The organism is Candidatus Sulfotelmatobacter sp. (genome assembly GCA_036500765.1).
GTDB lineage: Bacteria > Acidobacteriota > Terriglobia > Terriglobales > Acidobacteriaceae > Sulfotelmatobacter.
This window is the reverse complement of record DASYBM010000001.1, coordinates 62,056-80,217: the sequence shown is the minus strand read 5'-3', so window position 1 is coordinate 80,217 and position 18,162 is coordinate 62,056. Positions and strand designations below refer to the sequence as shown.

The window sequence follows — 18,162 nt, the reverse complement described above, 5'->3', positions numbered from 1 at the left end:
CTCTCAGTTTTCAGCTAAAACCGAAAATTCCGAATCCTGAAACCTCCGAAGTCGCTCCGGTTCTCTGTTGCTCTTGGCTGAGAGCTGAAAGCTGACAGCTGACAGCTAGATTCTCTTAAACGCCTTCTGAATGTCCTTCACAGAATACCTTAGAACCACTGGCCTGCCGTGCGGACAAGACATCGGGTGGTCGGTTTTAGCCAGTTCGGCCAGAAGCCATTCCATTTTATTTTGTTCAAGCGGCATGTTGACCTTGATGGCGGCGTGGCAGGCGATCGAGGCCGCAATACGGGCACGAATCTTTTCCAGATTTAGCGACTGCTCCTCGCGCGAGAATTGGTCGAGCAGTTCGTGCAGCATATGCTCGACGGCGGACGCTTCTACTCCGGCCGGAGCAACTTTCACCGCCACGCTGCGCGCTCCGAAAGGTTCGGCTTCGAATCCGTTGTGTTGCAGTTCGTCGGAGATATCCGCGAATACCGCCTGCTGCGCTGGAGACAACTCCAGCACAAGCGGCATCAGCAAATGCTGGCTTTCGACTCTGTGAGCCGCGCGCTGCTTCAGAATGCGTTCGAACAGCACGCGCTCGTGCGCGACGTGCTGATCGATAATCCACAGGCCGTCTTCGTTCACTGCGAGGATGAACGAATTACGGATTTGGCCGAGCGGCTTTAGGGTTCCGAGTGACGAAAGCGTGGGCTCTTCTTCACCGACCTCAAGTGCCGGAGCGCAGCGGTCGTTTCCCGGAACGTTTTCCGGAATGTTCTGCGAATCAACCGGAATCGACTCTGTCCCGCGCGCTACGGATAGCGCGGCATTCGCCTCCACCGCGATTCCACCTTCGAATTGGAACCGCGCCGAAACCGGCGGCAGCGCGGGCGCGTGCAATGCAAATCCGCGAGCGGCTTCCGGTTCCCGGCTTTCGCCTTCCGGGAGCCGGAAGCCGGAAGCCGAAAGCGGTGTTTCATTCGACGACTGTTCCCACTCCCGCGCTCCGGGCGTCATCGCTCCCGGAGTCAGCGCTCCTGAAGTCAGCGACGCGCTGGCGGTGGCGTGGGCGTGCATCTCGGTCACAAACTGCGGCACCGGGCGCGCCTTCATCAGCGCTGCCCGCACCGAGTCGCGCACAAAATCGTGCATCACGCTCTGCTGGCGGAAGCGCACCTCGGTCTTCGAGGGATGCACATTCACGTCAACCTCGCCGGCGGGCAATTCCAGGAACAGCAGCACTACCGGATATACGCTGGGCGGAATGATGTTACGGTAAGCCTCGGTCAAGGCGTGCTGAATGAGTCGGTCACGGATGGTGCGGCCATTGACGAAGACGAAAATCGAATTGCGATTTAGCTTCTGGATTTCGGGCTTTGAAACGAAACCGTGGATGCGCATCTCGCCGGGATCTTTAGTAGAAAGATCTTTAGTAGAAAGATCGGTGGCCGCGATGGGCTCGCCGTCTTCGTCGACCTCCTTTCGGCGCCATGGCGGGAGCTGCGGCAGTCCCACCCGCTCCAGCGCCTGCCGCGACGCCACGGCGATCAATTGATCGAGCGTCTCTTTGCCGAATACCTGATAAACGCGCTCGCTGTATCCCGCCACCGGAGGCGCGACCAGCATGGCATTCGCGGCCGAATGCAACTCGAAATGTTTTTCGGGATGCGCCAACGCATAGTGCGTGACCAGCGACGCGATGTGCGACAACTCGGTCGATTCGGCTTTCAAGAATTTTTTGCGCGCCGGAGTATTGAAGAAGAGATCGCGCGCCGTGATTGAAGTGCCCAGCGGCAGGCCCGCCTCTTCGACGCGGGCAATCTTTCCGCCGTTGATTTCGACGACCGTTCCCGCAGCCTCTTCCTCCGCGCGCGTCTCCAGCCGCAGTCGCGACACCGACGCGATGGAGGGCAGCGCCTCGCCGCGAAATCCCAGCGTGGCAATGCTCAGCAGGTCTTCGGTGTTCTTGATTTTCGAGGTGGCGTGGCGCTCGAAGGCCAGCATGGCGTCGTCGCGGACCATGCCGCAGCCGTTGTCGGTGATCTGAATGAGCTTCTTGCCCCCTGCTTCGACGCTGATCTTGATGCGCGTTGCTCCGGCATCGAGTGAGTTCTCCAGCATCTCCTTGACCACCGAGGCCGGGCGCTCAACAACCTCGCCGGCGGCGATTTGGTTGGCAACGGTCTCGGAAAGAACGTGGATGCGGCCCATGGATTCAGCTTCTAGCTTCTAGCTTTTAGCTTCTAGCTTTCTGTGTGAGAGCAATGGTCAGTTTCGCAGATGAGGTGGAAAAAACAAAGCCGATGCGGTGATCGAAGGGTCGCATCGGCGATGCCGCGGCTAAGTATTTCGCCGCTTCGTGCGCCAATGGAATTAAGAGCGCTTTGCGCGCAAGAACAAAGTCAGGGCGGCGGACGAATGCGTCCGCCTCTACGCGATCATTTCGCGTCCGTGACTTGTTCCCGCAATTCGTTGTACGTGCCGAACTTTTTCGCGACCACTTTCAGCGTGGGATAGAACTGCACGAATGTATGCTCGACTGCGGCATGGGCTTCGTGGCACGACCAGCATCCGTTTCCATGGGGCATGGCTCCAGCGGTTTTGCCGTCGGCATTGAATCCGTAGTAGGCCCACTTGTCAGGATTGCGCGCCGAATCTTTTACCTCGACGGCCAGGCCCGCCAGATCAGTCTGATAGTGGCCTTTCTGGTTGATGGAACTGCGGCTGGCGGTGTCGCGTTCGTCGATCACGAACATGCTCTGCTCCGGCCATTTGCCCGAGTTCACAAACTCGTTGTAAGCCCAGCGCTGCACGAAGACGTTGGTGAACATTTCATGGCTGCCGGGCTCGGGGCTGTAATTCATCCCGAAACCAGCGGAGAGAAACATCCATTCGCGATAGTCTGCCGGGCGAAGGAGTTCGCCTTTGCCGTCATATTGCGGCTTAGGAGATTTTTCGTCGGGCGCGGCCGCCAGCAGCGCGAGGCAGGCAAGCAGAAGCACGACACAACCCAAAATTTTTCTCATCGAACCTCTGATTTGAATCGCGAACAGATTCAACGTTAACATGCCGGCGCCTTATGTCTGCAGCCACAGAAGAAAGACGCCCCGCAATCAAACGGAGCGCCTTGGGCTTTTCATACGATTCGTTGCTGATTTCACAAGCCTACTGCACCGCCAGCGTGAAACTGGTGGACGCTGTCGTCGAGCCTGAGGTGCCGGTTACAGTGATGGTGTAATTTCCCGCCGCGGTTCCGGGGTTCGAGTTGCCGCTGTTGCTACTGCCCCCGCACGAGGCCAGCCATAGCGTTGAGCAGCCCAGAATCACGATCAGCCCGAGGAATCGCATACCCCGGACCCTACCTCTCTTCGAACCTCGCCGCGACCCCGCCACGAAGACGATGCCGAACAGTCCGGGCAGCAAAACCGCGTAAAAGATGCGGCTGGGCCGTTCCGAAGGCATGTGCAAAGAAGCAGTCGGAAGCGTGGTCGAAATACTGAAGCTCACCTGTCCCGAGACATTGGTTGATGGAGGCACCGTGCAAGTCGATGCCGGCGCGCCGTCGGTGCAGGTAAAGACGATGGTGCCGGAGAAACCGCTGGGCACGGTCACATTGATCGTGGCATTCGCGGTGGAACCCTGCGACACCTGGTAGCTGGCAACCGTCGGACTTAGGGTAAAGGTTGTCCCAGCCGTCGACGATGCCGCGCTCCAATTGCTCGCGAGGTTGGCGGCATCGACGGAACCCAGACCGGTGACCATGTTATAGCCAGTCGTCGAGTCGGAGGTCGAGGCGCTATAGCCGAAGACCCCCGAGGTGGGACACTGCATGGCGGTGGGCCATGGGTCGGCAGTCGTTCCCGCGGGTTGGCCCACCTCGCAATAGACCTTATTGTCTCCGGTCGTCACCTGGTGAAAGACTCCTTTGCTCGGAGTGCTGGCCAACACGTAGAGAGTGGGATTGATATTGCCCAGCCCGGTCGTCGTACCCAGGTACTGATTGACCAGAGTCAAGATGCCCGCCATGATCGGGGACGAGGCTGAGGTGCCGCCTACCAGTGATGGAGCTGGATTGCCCGACGGATCGGTAAGGCTCAATGCTCCGCTGATTCCGGAAACGCAGGTGCTCGAAGTGTTAGTGGAATTAGGAACCCATGCGTTCTGCGGGGTGCAAAAGATGTATCCGGGAAAATTCGGCGAGCCTAACAGCGAGACATCGGGACTGAATCGTGCCGGGGCTTGCCCTGAAAGCGTTACGGTCTGCCACGATGGCTGACCGAAGCCCGCGACGCAGGTTGCGTTATCGGCAGACTGTTGCGCGCAATTGCTCGGACCGCCGCCGCTGGCCACGATGGCGTACCTTTCTTGCACGTCCGCTGCGCTGGTATAGCCGTTCTGAAAAGAACTGGCGGGATAGGCGACGAAAAGTTCTTCGTCATCGTTCCAGGAAGTCTCCGGAACGTAGGCCAGGGCGGAGCCGCCATCTGTGGCATTAACTACGCCCCAATACGTGCTTGTGAAGCCCGTTGTCCAGTCCACCGCCGTGCCACCTACGCCGGTGACCTCAGGGCTGGCGGCCGGGTAGCTGACCGCCACACCACCTTGGGCAAGATTCGCGGGAGTAGTGTTGGTATTAGTGCCGCCGTCGCATTCTGCCGCGCCGCTGTCGCCGCTGGAGTTGAAGAAGGTAATGCCAAGGCTGTTCGCCTGCATAAGTTCCAGTTCGTCGTTCAAGGGATTTCCCGACGCATCAAGAACAAAATTGTCGTCGAATTCGCAGCCGCCATAACTCATGCTAATTACGGGCGCTCTGTCGTTGTCGACGGCGTCATACCACGCGCCGAACACGCCGCTATTGAGATTACTGCTGTCGTATGGCGCGTTGTCGTAGATGATTTGCGCGCCTCGCGCAACCGCGGCGGACCATTCGAGATCCAAATCCGCCTCGCTTATATCATTGAGCGATGGAGTTCCCGGATCGTACACGCCCGTCGGCACCACATACTGGAAGTTCGTGGTATTGCAGCTACTGATCACACCCGTAGAAACATTGTTGGTACAGCCGCTGATCTGGGTTAGCCCGAAGCCCGAGCGGAAGTCGTTAAGATCGGCCAGATAGATGTCGGTCTGCCCGACTATGACCAGTTTTTGGCCGGTGCCGTCGATAGCCGGCGTAGCGGTGTAGAGCGCATTGATGTCGTAGATCGTCGCGATATCGCCCGGCGCCAGGAAATCCGGGGGAGAAGCGGAATTAAACTGCTGAAGGAAGGTGTCGTAGTAATCGGGATGCGCGGCGCGGAGGTTTTTCGCCGCCCTCGGTTTCAAATAGAAGTCATGCAGCCCGCGCATGCCGACGACGATCCCCGACAGCGCCGCGGGAATCTTTGGCGCGGTGGCGTTGGCGACGTGCATTTCGCCGTTCACGTTGTAGCGGTGAAACTCCGTGCCGAAGGCGCTTTGCACCTGCGCCGCGGTGCCGCTGAAAGCGATCCAGTTGCGGCCTCGCGCGACGTTGACGACTTTGAATCCCTGACCCTCGAGCCAGGTCGTGATTTTCTGAACATCGGCTTGGCTCAGACCAAAGCGATCGGCATATTGTTCCGGCGTCAGCCATTTTCGGAAGCTTGGCGACTTCGGGTTCTGCTGGTCGGCGAGAAGCTGTTTCAGCGCCTTCTGCTGGCTGGTTGTGGGCACGGTCAGCAGAGTCACGTAGCCCAGCTTAAGCGCCGGGTCCGCCGGGCCCTGGTCGAACTGCGGCAGCGCTTTGCGGTGGACGTTCCCGGTTAGCGCCACGGTCCGGCCCCCGGCCAATGCGCCGGAGATGCGGTCCGGCGTTTCGGCATAGCTCAGGCTGGAGAAAGAGAAAAGACTGGCAAGCAAGATGGCCGAGAACGAGATTGCGGAGAACAGGACGGGCAATCGCGCTGGGACGCTCAACTTCACGATTCGCATGGAAACTCCGGGCAGAACGGGGTTGTGTGCTGTGTCTTAAGCTTATAACGGGTTTATGCCTATTCGATCAACACTCTTGCCGATATGGTTGTATGGTAGACAGAAAGTTAACAAGAAGGCTTTCAGCTTTCAGCTTAGAACAAACCCGGGGCCGAGCGCGAAGTTGCGGCCCGAAGCAGTTGCGAGCAGGTTCGCTGAGAGCTGAGAACTGAACCGGGAACTGAGAACCGGGAACCGGGAACTGTCCAGCGTATACTGACCGCTGCGATTTCAGCCGCATGACTGTGCCCGCTGCCCAATCCCGCCTTGCTTACATCGACTGGGCGCGTGGGCTGGCTTGCCTGCTGATGTTTCAGACCCACTGCTACGATTCCTGGCTCAGCCCGGCGGCGCGGCAGAGCCGGTTCTTCATGTACTCGCAGTTGGGCGGGACCTTTCCGGCACCCTTATTTCTGTTTCTGGCTGGGATTTCGTTTGCCCTGGTCACGGAGAAACTCTGGCAGAAGAGTCTTCCGCCCGCACAGATCGCCCGCACGACGATCGCCCGCGGCGCGGAAATCTTCCTCTACGGCCTGCTTTTCCGTCTGCAAGAATATCTAATCGCCTGGGGCTGGGCGCCCAAGTCCGATCTGCTGCGGGTTGACGTGCTAAACACGATTGGCCTCTCGATGATGTTGATGGGCGCTGTCTGCTGGCTGGTAAGCCTCGTATGTCTGGCTGCCCCATCCTTGGGGCGTTCTTTGCGGCAAGGCTGGCAACGGCGGACTGTCCTTTCGATTTTCACCGCCACCGGAACCGCCCTGCTGATTTCCCTCCTCACGCCACCCCTGTGGACCACCTGGCGTCCCCGCTGGCTGCCCTGGCCGCTCGAGTCCTACGTCGACGGCGTGCACAACCTGGGAGTCCCGCAAGCCAACATCTTCCCCATCTTTCCCTGGACCGGCTTCGCCTTTGCCGGCCTTGCCGTGGGATTTCTCCTGCACAGCCAATGGGCGCGCAGCCGGGAGTCACGAGCATTTTTATCGATGGGACTAGTCGGCGGCATACTGATCGTTTTCGCGCGCTGGCTCGACCGGCAGCCGCGCCAGTTTTATGCCGTCGCCGATTACTGGCACACCAGCCCAAGCTTCTTCCTGATCCGCGTGGGCATGTTGCTGGTGATTCTGAGCGTAGTCTACTCGTGGTGCCGCTGGGGGCTCACCTCTCTAAGTAAAGCGCGCTGGGGATTCAGTCCGGTAATTCAACTCGGCCAGGCATCGCTGCTGGTGTATTGGGTGCACCTGGAATTCGTTTACGGCCGGGTCTCGATCCTGCCCAAGCGGAGCATGGGAATCGTCGGCGCCTCCGCGGGATTATTGGTCATTTCGCTCGCGATGCTGGCGCTGGCCTACGTTCGTATCAGGATGAAAGGCCGTGGCGAGGAAATTCTAGCGTGGCTACGTCCCAGTCCCGCTCCGGCTGCGAGCTCGACCAAAAGCTAATGCTGCTAATGCTTCCTGTGCAGGTGGGAAGCAATCCAGGCCTCCACCGGTCCTTGCGGCGAGTTCGCCGGCCGGCTGCCATACCAGAAAACGAAGCCGCCCAGGGCGAGCAGCGCGAGTAAAGCCACGTTGATCGTTCGGCGGCGGCGCTGATGAGCCGCTCCCGTGGCTGCCGTCAGCTCCTCTTGCGTTGGAGCATCATTCGCATCGCCGGTCGAATCCAGATTCAAAGCAGTGACAGCAGCCGCCGCCGGCTGCCGCCGACGCGCTAACACGCTGCCAAAGACCAGCAGGAGATTCGTGGCCAGGATCACAGCAAAAGCCAGTCCCGGCAGGAATTCCAGCTCGACGGGCCGCGCCTTCACCACGTCGATCGCCAGCACGACCGTGATGAGTCCTCGCGGCAGCATCCAGAGAATGACGTCGCGGCCCTGCGCTCCGATATCCTTCCACGACCAGCGGCTGCACTGCATCGCCAGCCAGCGCGCCACGAACAGCGCCCCGAGTGTGCCCGCCGTGAGCAGCGGATGCTCGCGGAAAACTCTCAGTTCCGCCACCACCCCGATCAGGACAAAGAAGAATGTCCGCACTAAAAACGCCAGCTCGGAGTGAAAGGTCAACAACGATTGCTGCGACTCGACCGACGTGGCCACGGCGTCTCCGAAGCCCAGGCCCGCGTCAATTTCGGGAAAATTGGCGAGCGTCAGTCCAAACCCCAATACTGCGATCAGGCCATTCGCGCCAATCGCCTCCATTCCGGCGTAGAGCACAAGCACAACCGAAAATGTCAGCACCTGCCAGAACCGTTGCTCGGAAAGAGCGTGCAGCAATCGCGACCACAAAATGCCCGCAGCGACCGCGAACACCAGTGCCACGCCCACCTGCACGGCGAAACCGCGCACCAGTCCGCTGGCGACCGGGCCCGGTTGGTCTTTCAGCCCCAACAGCAGACCGACCGTCAGCACGGCCAGCACGTCACCCCACGAGGCTTCCAGCGTAAGCGTGGCTTTGACCGCATCGTCCGCCCCCATCTGCTGCAGCACGGGCAAAACAACAGTGCTGCTCGTGCATCCGAGAACCGCCCCGACCATAACGCCGGCCAGTAACGGAACGTGCAGGCCTTTCACCAGAACCAGCGCCACTAACCCGGTGCTGAACAGATAAGCCAGAGTCGCCAGCAGCAGCGCTCCGGGAAAATGCCGCAGAGTATTGCCAAGGTTCAACTCCAGTCCACCCTCAAACAGCACGAGAATAATGGCCAGAGTTCCCAGCAGATTGGTGGCAGTGGAGAACCGTTGAGCGTCCAGCAGGTGCAGCCCCGGCCCGAGCAAAACCCCCAAGCCCATAAGCAGGACGACATCCGGAATGCGGCTGATGCTGAAAACGCGGTTGGCAAGGAACGCCAGGATGAGCAATCCGCCAACCAGTCCGAGAATCAGCGCCGCCGACATGAGTGAATGAGTCCTTTTGCCAGGAGCGATTCCCGGGGAAATCTTAAGAAGAAGCTGCGAAGATATTAGCGCGGGCTCGTTACATCTTTGCCATTTTTTAGACCAAGAAATTGCGGATTGATTCGTGACCGATTCGCACCCGATTCACAGCGAATGAAGGGACCGGGCGGCGAGATTATCCTACTTGCCTTATAAATTCCACAACTTCGCGCTCGGCCCATCGCGCGTCATTGCTGGCATCGCCATTTCGTTCACCCAGGAACGCGCAATGGCCGCCGTCGACCGTCTCGATGTAGCTGATATTCGGATTCGCCATGATTCGCCGCAGCGTCTCCGGTTGTACGCGAATGAAGGGGTCATTCGCCGCATGAATAATCAGCGCCGGCGCCGCAATCCGGTCCACCACATTGGAGGCCGCGGCCCGCGCATAATAGTCGTCGGCGCCGGCAAATCCGCAGTAGTGCGCAGTAATGCGGTCATCGAACGAGCGCAGGCTGGAGATTCCGCGCAGCCGCGCCACGTCAAATTTCCCAGGAAACAGCCGCGCCTTCAGCCGGAAGCGCCGGAACAACTGCATCAGGAAGTAATATTCATAAATTCGATTGGCCGGCCGGTGTAGAGCGTCGGCCGACGCCGCCAGGTCCATGGCCGGACACACCGCTGCCACCGCCCGGAATTGCCTTGGACCATTGCTGCCCCACTCGCCGGCAAGTTTCAGTACCAGGTTTCCGCCCATCGAAAATCCGATCAGAGCGAAGCGCGACACGCCGTCATTCTCCAGCACATGCTGCACCACCGCGGCTACGTCACCCGACAAGCTTGAGTTGTAGAGCGTGGGCGCGCAATCGTCCATGCCGCCGCAATTGCGCTGGTTCATCAACACGACATTCATCCCCGCCGCCAGCCCGTCGCGCGCAATGCCCTGCATGTATTGCGAATCCGACGAACCTTCGAGCCCGTGGACAACGATGATCGTCAGCGTCCGCGTCCGATCTTTTTCTTGCCAATAACACCAGCAGCGAATCTTGATTCCAGGAGCGACTTCCACCAGTCGCTCCTCCGTCGCCGGCAGATGAATCTTTCGCCGCACCAGAAAGCTCGCAATGGTCTGGACATGCCCACCGGCTAGCCAGCGCCGCGCGCGAAACGGCGGTCGCCTGGACCATTCGGCCACCCGCGGTGCCTGGCCGGCGCTGTCTGGAGATTGAGTCGCCATGGGAGGATCGGGAATTTGCGAACTGGCCACAAATTGATTCTAATAGAGGATGATTTTTATGGAGTGATCTGGAGCTGTCCATGCCCATCTTCGAGTACGTCTGCAAAGAATGCCAGCATCAGTTCGAGGCCTTGGTTTACGGTAAACAAAAAGCCGAGTGCCCGAAGTGCCATGCCACCAAACTGGAGCCGCAGCTCTCGGTCTTCGCGGTCTCGGCGAAGAGTTCTTCGTCAGTACCGTCCCCGACCGGAGCGTGCGGATCGTGCGGCGACCCCCGCGGGCCCGGCGCCTGCTCCCTCGGCGACATGAACTAGGGACTCGGCGCGTGCCGAAAAAAGTAGCGCCGCCGTCCCGGCGGCTGTCGTGCGGGCGCCCCGCCCGCACACCCTCGCACCAAACGAACCGCCGCAAGTTCTACCTGAAAATTAAAAAAGCTCCAGCCCAAAGGCTGAAGCCTTCACTTCTCCGAACATAACCCCGGCTACTTCTTCGTCGCTTTCACGTCCATGAAAGTAATCCAATTTGTGCCATCGATTGATATCTCCACCTTCAAGGTGTAACTCGTCGGTGACAACGTCTTGATCGTCATCTTGTGCTTGATGTCCTGCCCCCCATAGTTCGCCGTACTCGTCCACGTCCAGGTATCGCCGCTGACCGTTCCCTTCGACACTGTGTGCCGGCCCTGGCTGTTGAATGTGTCATTGGTATACACATTCTGGTCGCTGTCGTAGCCTACGATGGCCGTTTCCTTACCGGCCCCGCCCAACTCGGAGGGCATCGTAACGTCCGAGTGTCGCACCAGGAAGAATCCCCCGGGCATCCACTCTGTCGTGCCGGTTGATGTGAATTTTCCTCCTGCTCCCCACGGTCCTTGCGCGATCGCCCCCTCTGCGTTCCATGTGCCTACGAAATAATCGAGTTTCTTCACTTCCGCACCCGGCGCGCCGCCCATCTGCGCCCAGGCAGAAACCGCGACCAGAATTAGACTTGAAACCAAGATCGCCTTACGAACCCGCTGTATAAGACTCATCGATGCACCCCTCGGTTGAGAATCCAACAACCGGATACTAATCAGCCGAATCTGCCCTGCCCAGTGCGATTCGTCAGCCGATGCTCATGACAATTGTCACTCGCCTGTGACTATTTTCCCTTGGCCGCCTTGCCGTCCATTACGGTCGTCCATTTACTTCCATCCGGAGACATTTCGAATGTGAAAGTATATGAGGTCGACGATGTAAGCTTCATGGTGAATCGTCCCTTCATGGCCTTTCCATCCATCTTTTCATCGCTGGTCCAGGTCCACGTATCGCCGTCCACGGTGCCTTTGGAGTCGTCGAATTCTCCCCAACTGTTGAACTCGCGGTAGGTATAAATCTTGTCGTCATTGGAATACCCCATCACCGAGATTCCAGTTCCGTTCCCCATGCCGCTCTTAAAGTCGCTGTGACATACGAGAAAGAACTCGCCTTCCATCCACTGACACGTCTGGGTTTCGGTCATCTTGCCGCCCGGACCCATCTCGCTCGGCTTCAGGTCGCCCTCGAGCGTCCACGAGCCGGCAAACGTATCCAGCTTCTTAAGTTCCGCACCGGGCTTCGGCATTTGCGCCACCGCCGCCGCCGCTCCTAACACCAGCCAGATCGCAAGAATCGTTCCATGTCGCTTCATAAGATACCTCCGAAAAATGCCAATCTTCACTGCACTGGGGCTGCCTGACGCCCGACGCCCGCTTTACCCTACCAGTCTCCCCAATGCGACGCCGTCATCTGTTGAAACTTCATCTTCCACGCGTCCCCTTGCTTGACCCAAACCGTGCTGAAATGCTGATAGCGCGGCGGAGGCCCCTGATCCTCCACTGCCGGAACGCGCAGCACGACGTTGTAAGTCACAATTGCAACGCCATCGCCCGCCGTGATGACTTTCATTTCGTATGGCAGAATATCGACGCCGCCGCCTTCACCGAACTGGTCGAGCATATCCTGCCGGTCATACAACTGCCCGTCGAACTCGACGAAAGAGAAGTCGTCGGTCAGAGTCCGCTTGAAGTAAGCGACGTCGCCCTTCTTCGCCGCCTCGACGAAACTTTTCTCAGCCGCCATCAGCGTCTGCTCCAGCGGAGTGAGTTCTTTCGCCGGCGCATTCGTCTGCTCGGTTCCCGCAAAACCAAAAGCACAACAAAACAAACAGATGAAGACAACCAACCGGCATTTCATCCAGAGTCTCCCTTGAAAGAATCAATAACAGACTTGTCATACCGACCGGAACTGAGCGAAGCGAGCGTAGTGGAGGGACCTGCTGTTTTCTCCCCACGCGCCGCGCCGCAAACCGCTTCAGGCTGCCGTCAGCGCTTCAGCGCCACGCCTTAATAGACGGCCTTCGTCCGCAGAGGTACTCAAACCGTAAGTTCTTCGCCGAAGCCGCCCTGTTCTCAAATCAATAATCAGCATTCAGTAACTACTACGCCCCTCGAATGTTCCGCGCCAACTCCCCGCGCGCTACCTGCACCTGCTCCCCGGTAGCCAGATTCTTCAGCGCAAAGGCGTCGGCCTTCACTTCATTCTCACCCACAATCAGAATGTACTTCGCCCCTGCTTTAGTCGCAGCCTCGAACGATTTCTTTAGGCGAAATGAGTCATCTCCCAACTCGACGACCAGATCATGCCGCCGCAACTCCCGCGCCAGTCGCGCTGCCTCGCCGTTCATGCCAGCCATTGCGGCCACGTAAACATCCGGCTTGCGGAGCACACCCTCAGCCGTTTCCTTCAACGACATCACCAGCCGGTCTTCGCCAATCGCAAACCCAATCCCAGGAGCCGCCGGCCCGCCCAGCGCCTCTGACAGCCCGTCGTAACGTCCGCCGCCGAGGATCGCATTCTGCGCCCCCAGCGCTCCGTGTGTGAACTCGAATGCCGTGCGCGTGTAGTAGTCGAGCCCGCGCACCAACCGGTCGTTTATATGAAACTCGACCCCAACCGCCTTCAGAATTTCCTGCACGGCCTCGAAGTGCTTGCGCGAATCTTCGCCGAGAAACTGACTGATACGCGGCAGCGTCTCGATGATCGGCTGATCCTCCGGCACCTTGCAGTCAAACACGCGCAGCGGATTGGTCACCGCCCGCCGCTGGCAATCCGCGCACATCCGGTCTTTCACCGGAGCCAGCGCCGCCCGCAGCGCCTCATTAAATTTCGCGCGATCCTCCGGCGTTCCGACGGAGTTCAACTCGAGATTCCAATTCGTGATTCCCAGTCGGTCGAGCAACGTGGCCAGCATTTCCAGCACTTCCGCATCCCGCGCCGGAGACTCGCTCCCCGCCGAAGCCGGCCCAATCACCTCCGCCCCAATCTGATAAAACTGCCGATACCGCCCCTTCTGCGGCCGCTCCCGCCGAAACTGCGGACCGATGTAATAGAGCTTGTTGAGCCCGCGATCCCAAAGCTTGTGCTCGATGTATGCCCGAACGACGCCAGCGGTATTCTCGGGGCGCAAGGTCAAAGATTGGCCCTTTTCGCTCGCCGCCCGCGCGCGATCCTCCCAGGTGAACATTTCCTTCGAAACAATATCGGTCTCTTCCCCCACCCCGCGCGCGAACAACTCTGTCGCCTCGAAAATCGGCGTGCGAATTTCCTGGAAGTTGTAGGCGCGAAATACATCCCGCACCGCCGCCTCCACAAAATTCCAGAGCGCCGTCTCCGGCGGCAGCAAATCCCGAGTCCCTCGAACCGCTTTGATCATTTAATCCATTCCCGGACCCGACGGCCGACGGCCGACGACTGACGACCAACGACTAACGACCAACGACTAACGACCTTCCTTCAAATACTCGTCCTTATACCCAAGATAATTCCGCGCATAGCGCATGATCGTTTCCTGATCGGCGGCCTCCAGCTTCCGCCGGAACTTTCCCGGAGATCCCATCCACAGCGATCCCGGCTCGACCACCGTCTTCTCGGGAATCAACGTCCCCGCCGCGATGATCGATCCGGCGCCAATTCGCGCTCCATTCAGAATAATCGACCCCATGCCGATCAGGCAGCGATCCTCAATCACACACCCATGCAGTGTCACCGAATGCCCGACGGTCACGTACTCGCCCAGATAAACGCCCCACTGCTGCTTCATTCCATGCAGCACGCTGTTGTCCTGAACGTTGGTGTATGCCCCAATGCGGATCTCGTGCACATCCCCGCGCAGCACCGCATTCATCCATACCGAGGCGTGCTCGCCGAGTACAACGTCGCCAATAATCTGCGCCGAGTCATCGACGTAACAGGAGGCCGGAATTGTCGGCTGCACACCTTTATAAGAGCGGATCATGATTCGATAGACGCTGTTTCCTAAGGAACTTGAAAATACCACGAGAGCTCAGTCTGACGTAAGTCTTGCAGCCGCTCGGCAGTGGTGCGGTGTGGCTTTCGCGGCAGGCCGGAGCAGCGGGAGATCCCTCTCTGCGCCTGAAGAACGGCTCCGCTCGGGATGACGAGACGTTTTAAGAAACCAAACTGATCCACTACGAAATCCTATGCGTGCTCCGCCTCCTCGACGTTGAAGAAGCCATTATTTCCCATTCCGGAACCGATCTTAAAAAAGTCTGCCGCCGATCGCACCGTTTTCGCATTCCCCGTGCTATACAGACCTAGGTTTCTCCAATTCCGCGGAGAATGGTTTCCGGGTGGCATTCCTAGGTGACATCCGGAAGCCCTTTCCGCGGCCTTTTCCGCCTCGCGTCCGGTTAACGCCAGTCGGATCGCCTCTCCGAGCTTTACTCGCACGCAGAGGCGAACTCATGTCCTGGACGCGGATTGTTTCTCCGGCACTAATCTTTCTGTTTGTGGCAATCTCCGCCTGCGCCCAGGACTCCGCCACCGGAGCCATCCGCGGCACCGTCGTCGATTCCTCCGGCGCGCACATCGCGCAGGCGTCCATTGTCGTCGTCAGCGCGGCGACCGGCGCACGCTACACCGCGACCACCAACGCCGAAGGCGCATTCGCTCTCGACCTGCTGCCTCCAGGCGATTACTCCGCCCGCGTGGTTGCGCAAGGCATGTCACCGCAAGTAACGCCGCAGTTGCATGTCGATGTCGGCGCCGCAGCCGTTCTTGAATTTCACCTGACCATCGCCGGAGCACAGGAAAAAATCACCGTCTCCGGCGCACCCGCTCTGGTCGAAACCCAGCCCAGCGCCGTGTCTACGCTGCTCGATGAACGCGCCCTCAATGACGTCCCGCTCAACGGCCGCCGCTTCTCCGATCTCGCATTATTCTCCCCCGGCGTCACGCAAGATCCCCGCAGCCTGACTTCTTCCACCAATGGCGATCTCGCCTTCGGCGGCATCCGCGGATTCCAGAACACAACTCTGGTCGACGGAGGCGACTACAACAACGCCTTTTTCGCGCAGGCGCGCGGACGCTATCGCGCGCCCTACCAGTTCTCCACCGAAGTCGTGCAGGAGTTCCGCGTCTCCACCAATTCCTACGGCGCTGAGCAGGGCCGTTCCGGCGGCGCGGTCATAAATGTCGTCACCAAGTCCGGCTCCAATCACCTGCACGGCACGTCTTTCTATTATCTCCGCGACAGTTCCTTCGGCGCGGCCGATCCTTTGCTCGCCTTCAAGCCGCACAACCGCCAGCAGCAGTTCGGAGGCACCGTCGGCGGTCCGCTCAAGCGCAACAAGATTTTCTTCTTCGCAGGATTCGATCAGCACCTCATCCACTCGCCCAACGTCGTCGAATTCCTCAACGGCAGTTCGCAAGTCATCCCGCAGCCCGGCACCGGACCGTTCACGCCGGGCGACTACGAATCCACCGACCAGGCCCTGGTCTTCGCCTCCGCCGCGCAACTGACCTCGCTCGCCGGAGAATATCCCGCGGCCCAAATCGGCAACACGAGTTATATCAAGCTCGATCTCAATCTCAACCCGCGTCAGCAACTGACGCTGCGCTTGAACACCACCAGGTATTGGGGAGCGAACAACGTATTCCTCGATCCCTCCAGCCCCGTTACCTACGATTCCATCAGCAACAACGGCCAAGAGACCGTCGCCGCCGAGACCGCATCGCTTTCCCTGACTTCCAGTTTCACGCCGCGCTGGATCAGCCATCTCCGCGCCCAATTCTCCCGCGATAATCAACAGTCTTTCACCAACACAAGCGACGTACTCGTCAAGATTCCAACCATCCTTGACGGGATGGGCCGCTCCAATCTTCTTCCCCGCCAGACCCGCGAACATCGACTGCACCTTGCCGAAACCGTCAGCCACGAAGGTTCGCGCCATTCGCTGAAGTTTGGCGGCGACGGGCTGCTCACCTGGATCTACGACTTCTTCCCCAGCCAGCAAAGCGGCGAATATCTTTTCTACCCAATCAAAGTCAATCCTTTTACCTTCGCGCCCCAGGAGGCTGGCCTCGAACTCACTCCCTTGCGCGCCTACGCCCACGAAGTGCCGCACTACTATCTGCAAAACTTCGGCAGCGCCACTTCGAATCCCAACACCAACGAATACGCCGCCTTCGCCCAGGATACGGTTCGCGTCACCGACCATCTGGCCGTGAACGTCGGCGTGCGCTGGGATCTGCAAACCTTCTCGACCGCCGGACTTCTGTCGAACCCGCTATTCCCGCCCTCGGGCAAAGTTCCCTTCCAGCCCTACAACTTCGCCCCGCGCGCCGGGCTCGCCTACTCCTTCGGCAACAAGCGCCCGCTCGTGCTGCGCGCCGGATTCGGCATCTTCTACGTCCGCATCCCCCAGATCTACAACTCCGTCGTTCAAACGGAAAACGGCATCACCGACTCGCAAGTCTTCCTTAACAACACGAACTATTACGATCAGCAGGTCTTCCCGAGCTATCCCAATCCGCTGGCGAGTTGCCCGCTCTTCGCAGCGAACTGTGCTTTGCCTCCGGCCTTGACTGGAGGAATAGCGAACGATCCCTCTGCCGTAACGAATGAGGTTTCAGCTTTCGCTCCCAACTTCATTACGCCGCGCGTCCAGCAAGCCAACCTCACTCTCGAAAAAGAAGTCGCCGACCACACCACCGTCGCCGTATCAGTGCTCACCGTTCACGGCGAACACCTCATTCGCGCCCTCGATGTAAACCTGCCGCAGCCCACTCCCGTGGCCTATCCCATTTTCGATTCCACTGGTTCCATCTTTCAGGGCAGCTACTATACCGTCGACTCTTTTGCCACCTGGCAGTTCACGAAATCGCTCACCTGTCCCTTCCCACCGTGCATTAACCCGCTCGGCCGCCCCATCGCCCAACTCGGCGCCATCAACGAATTCCAGAGCGCCGCCTCCAGCTATTACAATGGGGCCACACTCTCCATCAATCGCCGCGTCGCCCGCGGAACTTATCTTCGCCTGTCCTTCACCTACGCCCACGCCATCGACGACGGCCAGGATGCCCTCGTCGCCGGACAACCCGCCACCGTTCAAAATTCCTACGATCCCAGCGCCGAGCGCGGGGCCAGCGTTACCGATCAGCGCGATCGCCTCGTCGTCGCCTTCTCCACCGAACCCCACCCCTTCCATCGCGGCAACGAAATGCTCGGACACATCTTCAACGACTGGAAAATCTCCAGCCTCATCAACTACGGCAGCGGACGTCCCTTCAGCGCCACCGTCTCCGGCGATCCCAATCAGGATGGCAATGATCTCAACGACCGCCTCCCCGGCTACAGCCGCAACGGCTTCACCGGGCCCGACTACGCCACCGCCGACCTCCGTCTGACCCGCACCCTGCGCCTGCACGAGCGCTACAAACTCAACCTGATCGCCGAATCCTTCAACCTTTTCAACCGCGACAACCAGCGGGTAGTCATCACCTCCAACGGACTGGTCGCGAACGCCACTACATTTGTGCAAAGCTCGGTGACGCCAACCCTCGCGTCCTACCCCGGCTACTACACGCTTCCCACAAACTTCACCAAACCCAACGCCGCCTATCCCCCAAGACAAGTGCAACTGGCGATGAAACTCATCTTCTAGTCCCTGCTACGTTAGAAGATCTGTCATTCCGGCAGGAGCCAGACCTTCTCGAAGAGAAGGGCTGGCGAAGTGGAGGAACCTGCTTTTTGC

13 protein-coding genes are annotated in these 18,162 nt (G+C 59.3%); 3 read left to right on the top strand and 10 right to left on the bottom strand.

All coding sequences use genetic code 11. The annotated features are described in order from the left end of the window. Positions 1–105 precede the first annotated feature (105 nt). The 3 genes from mutL to VGM18_00320 all read right to left on the bottom strand — a co-directional run bounded on the left by mutL (position 106) and on the right by VGM18_00320 (position 5,940). Positions 106–2,199, bottom strand: coding sequence for a DNA mismatch repair endonuclease MutL (mutL, locus tag VGM18_00330; protein ID HEY3971414.1), 2,094 nt, complete (start codon positions 2,197–2,199; stop codon positions 106–108). A 227-nt stretch (positions 2,200–2,426) separates the two neighbouring features. Beyond that, on the bottom strand, positions 2,427–3,014 hold the full coding sequence (locus tag VGM18_00325) for a cytochrome P460 family protein (GenBank protein HEY3971413.1): 588 nt from the start codon (positions 3,012–3,014) through the stop codon (positions 2,427–2,429). 139 nt (positions 3,015–3,153) lie between these two features. Beyond that, complete coding sequence (locus VGM18_00320; GenBank protein HEY3971412.1) at positions 3,154–5,940, bottom strand: S53 family peptidase; 2,787 nt, start codon at positions 5,938–5,940, stop codon at positions 3,154–3,156. A gap of 278 nt (positions 5,941–6,218) precedes the next feature. Here VGM18_00320 and VGM18_00315 point away from each other — a divergent pair, with 278 nt between their 5' ends. Then, on the top strand, positions 6,219–7,421 hold the full coding sequence (locus tag VGM18_00315) for a heparan-alpha-glucosaminide N-acetyltransferase domain-containing protein (protein ID HEY3971411.1): 1,203 nt from the start codon (positions 6,219–6,221) through the stop codon (positions 7,419–7,421). Positions 7,422–7,426: 5 nt separating this feature from the next. Here VGM18_00315 and VGM18_00310 read toward each other — a convergent pair whose 3' ends face one another. After that, on the bottom strand, positions 7,427–8,872 hold the full coding sequence (locus tag VGM18_00310; protein HEY3971410.1) for a cation:proton antiporter: 1,446 nt from the start codon (positions 8,870–8,872) through the stop codon (positions 7,427–7,429). A 175-nt stretch (positions 8,873–9,047) separates the two neighbouring features. Beyond that, positions 9,048–10,118, bottom strand: a complete 1,071-nt coding sequence (locus VGM18_00305; GenBank protein ID HEY3971409.1) for an alpha/beta fold hydrolase — start codon at positions 10,116–10,118, stop codon at positions 9,048–9,050. A 50-nt stretch (positions 10,119–10,168) separates the two neighbouring features. Here VGM18_00305 and VGM18_00300 point away from each other — a divergent pair, with 50 nt between their 5' ends. Beyond that, a complete protein-coding gene (locus tag VGM18_00300) occupies positions 10,169–10,402 on the top strand; it encodes a zinc ribbon domain-containing protein (protein ID HEY3971408.1) in 234 nt (77 codons plus the stop codon). Positions 10,403–10,569: 167 nt separating this feature from the next. Here the strand turns inward: VGM18_00300 and VGM18_00295 are convergent, their stop codons facing one another. The 5 genes from VGM18_00295 to VGM18_00275 all read right to left on the bottom strand — a co-directional run bounded on the left by VGM18_00295 (position 10,570) and on the right by VGM18_00275 (position 14,402). After that, positions 10,570–11,118, bottom strand: coding sequence for a DUF1579 family protein (locus VGM18_00295; GenBank protein ID HEY3971407.1), 549 nt, complete (start codon positions 11,116–11,118; stop codon positions 10,570–10,572). Positions 11,119–11,228: 110 nt separating this feature from the next. Beyond that, the gene (locus VGM18_00290) at positions 11,229–11,756 is read right to left on the bottom strand and encodes a DUF1579 family protein (GenBank protein ID HEY3971406.1); all 528 of its coding nucleotides are present in this window, start codon (positions 11,754–11,756) and stop codon (positions 11,229–11,231) included. Positions 11,757–11,824: 68 nt separating this feature from the next. After that, the gene (locus tag VGM18_00285) at positions 11,825–12,301 is read right to left on the bottom strand and encodes a nuclear transport factor 2 family protein (GenBank protein HEY3971405.1); all 477 of its coding nucleotides are present in this window, start codon (positions 12,299–12,301) and stop codon (positions 11,825–11,827) included. Between the two features lie 244 nt (positions 12,302–12,545). Beyond that, positions 12,546–13,820: a histidine--tRNA ligase gene (gene hisS, locus VGM18_00280; protein HEY3971404.1), complete on the bottom strand. Its 1,275-nt coding sequence runs from the start codon at positions 13,818–13,820 to the stop codon at positions 12,546–12,548. A 66-nt stretch (positions 13,821–13,886) separates the two neighbouring features. Next, on the bottom strand, positions 13,887–14,402 hold the full coding sequence (locus VGM18_00275; protein HEY3971403.1) for a gamma carbonic anhydrase family protein: 516 nt from the start codon (positions 14,400–14,402) through the stop codon (positions 13,887–13,889). 469 nt (positions 14,403–14,871) lie between these two features. Between VGM18_00275 and VGM18_00270 the strand changes: the two genes are divergently transcribed. After that, on the top strand, positions 14,872–18,072 hold the full coding sequence (locus VGM18_00270) for a TonB-dependent receptor (GenBank protein ID HEY3971402.1): 3,201 nt from the start codon (positions 14,872–14,874) through the stop codon (positions 18,070–18,072). Positions 18,073–18,162 lie beyond the last annotated feature (90 nt).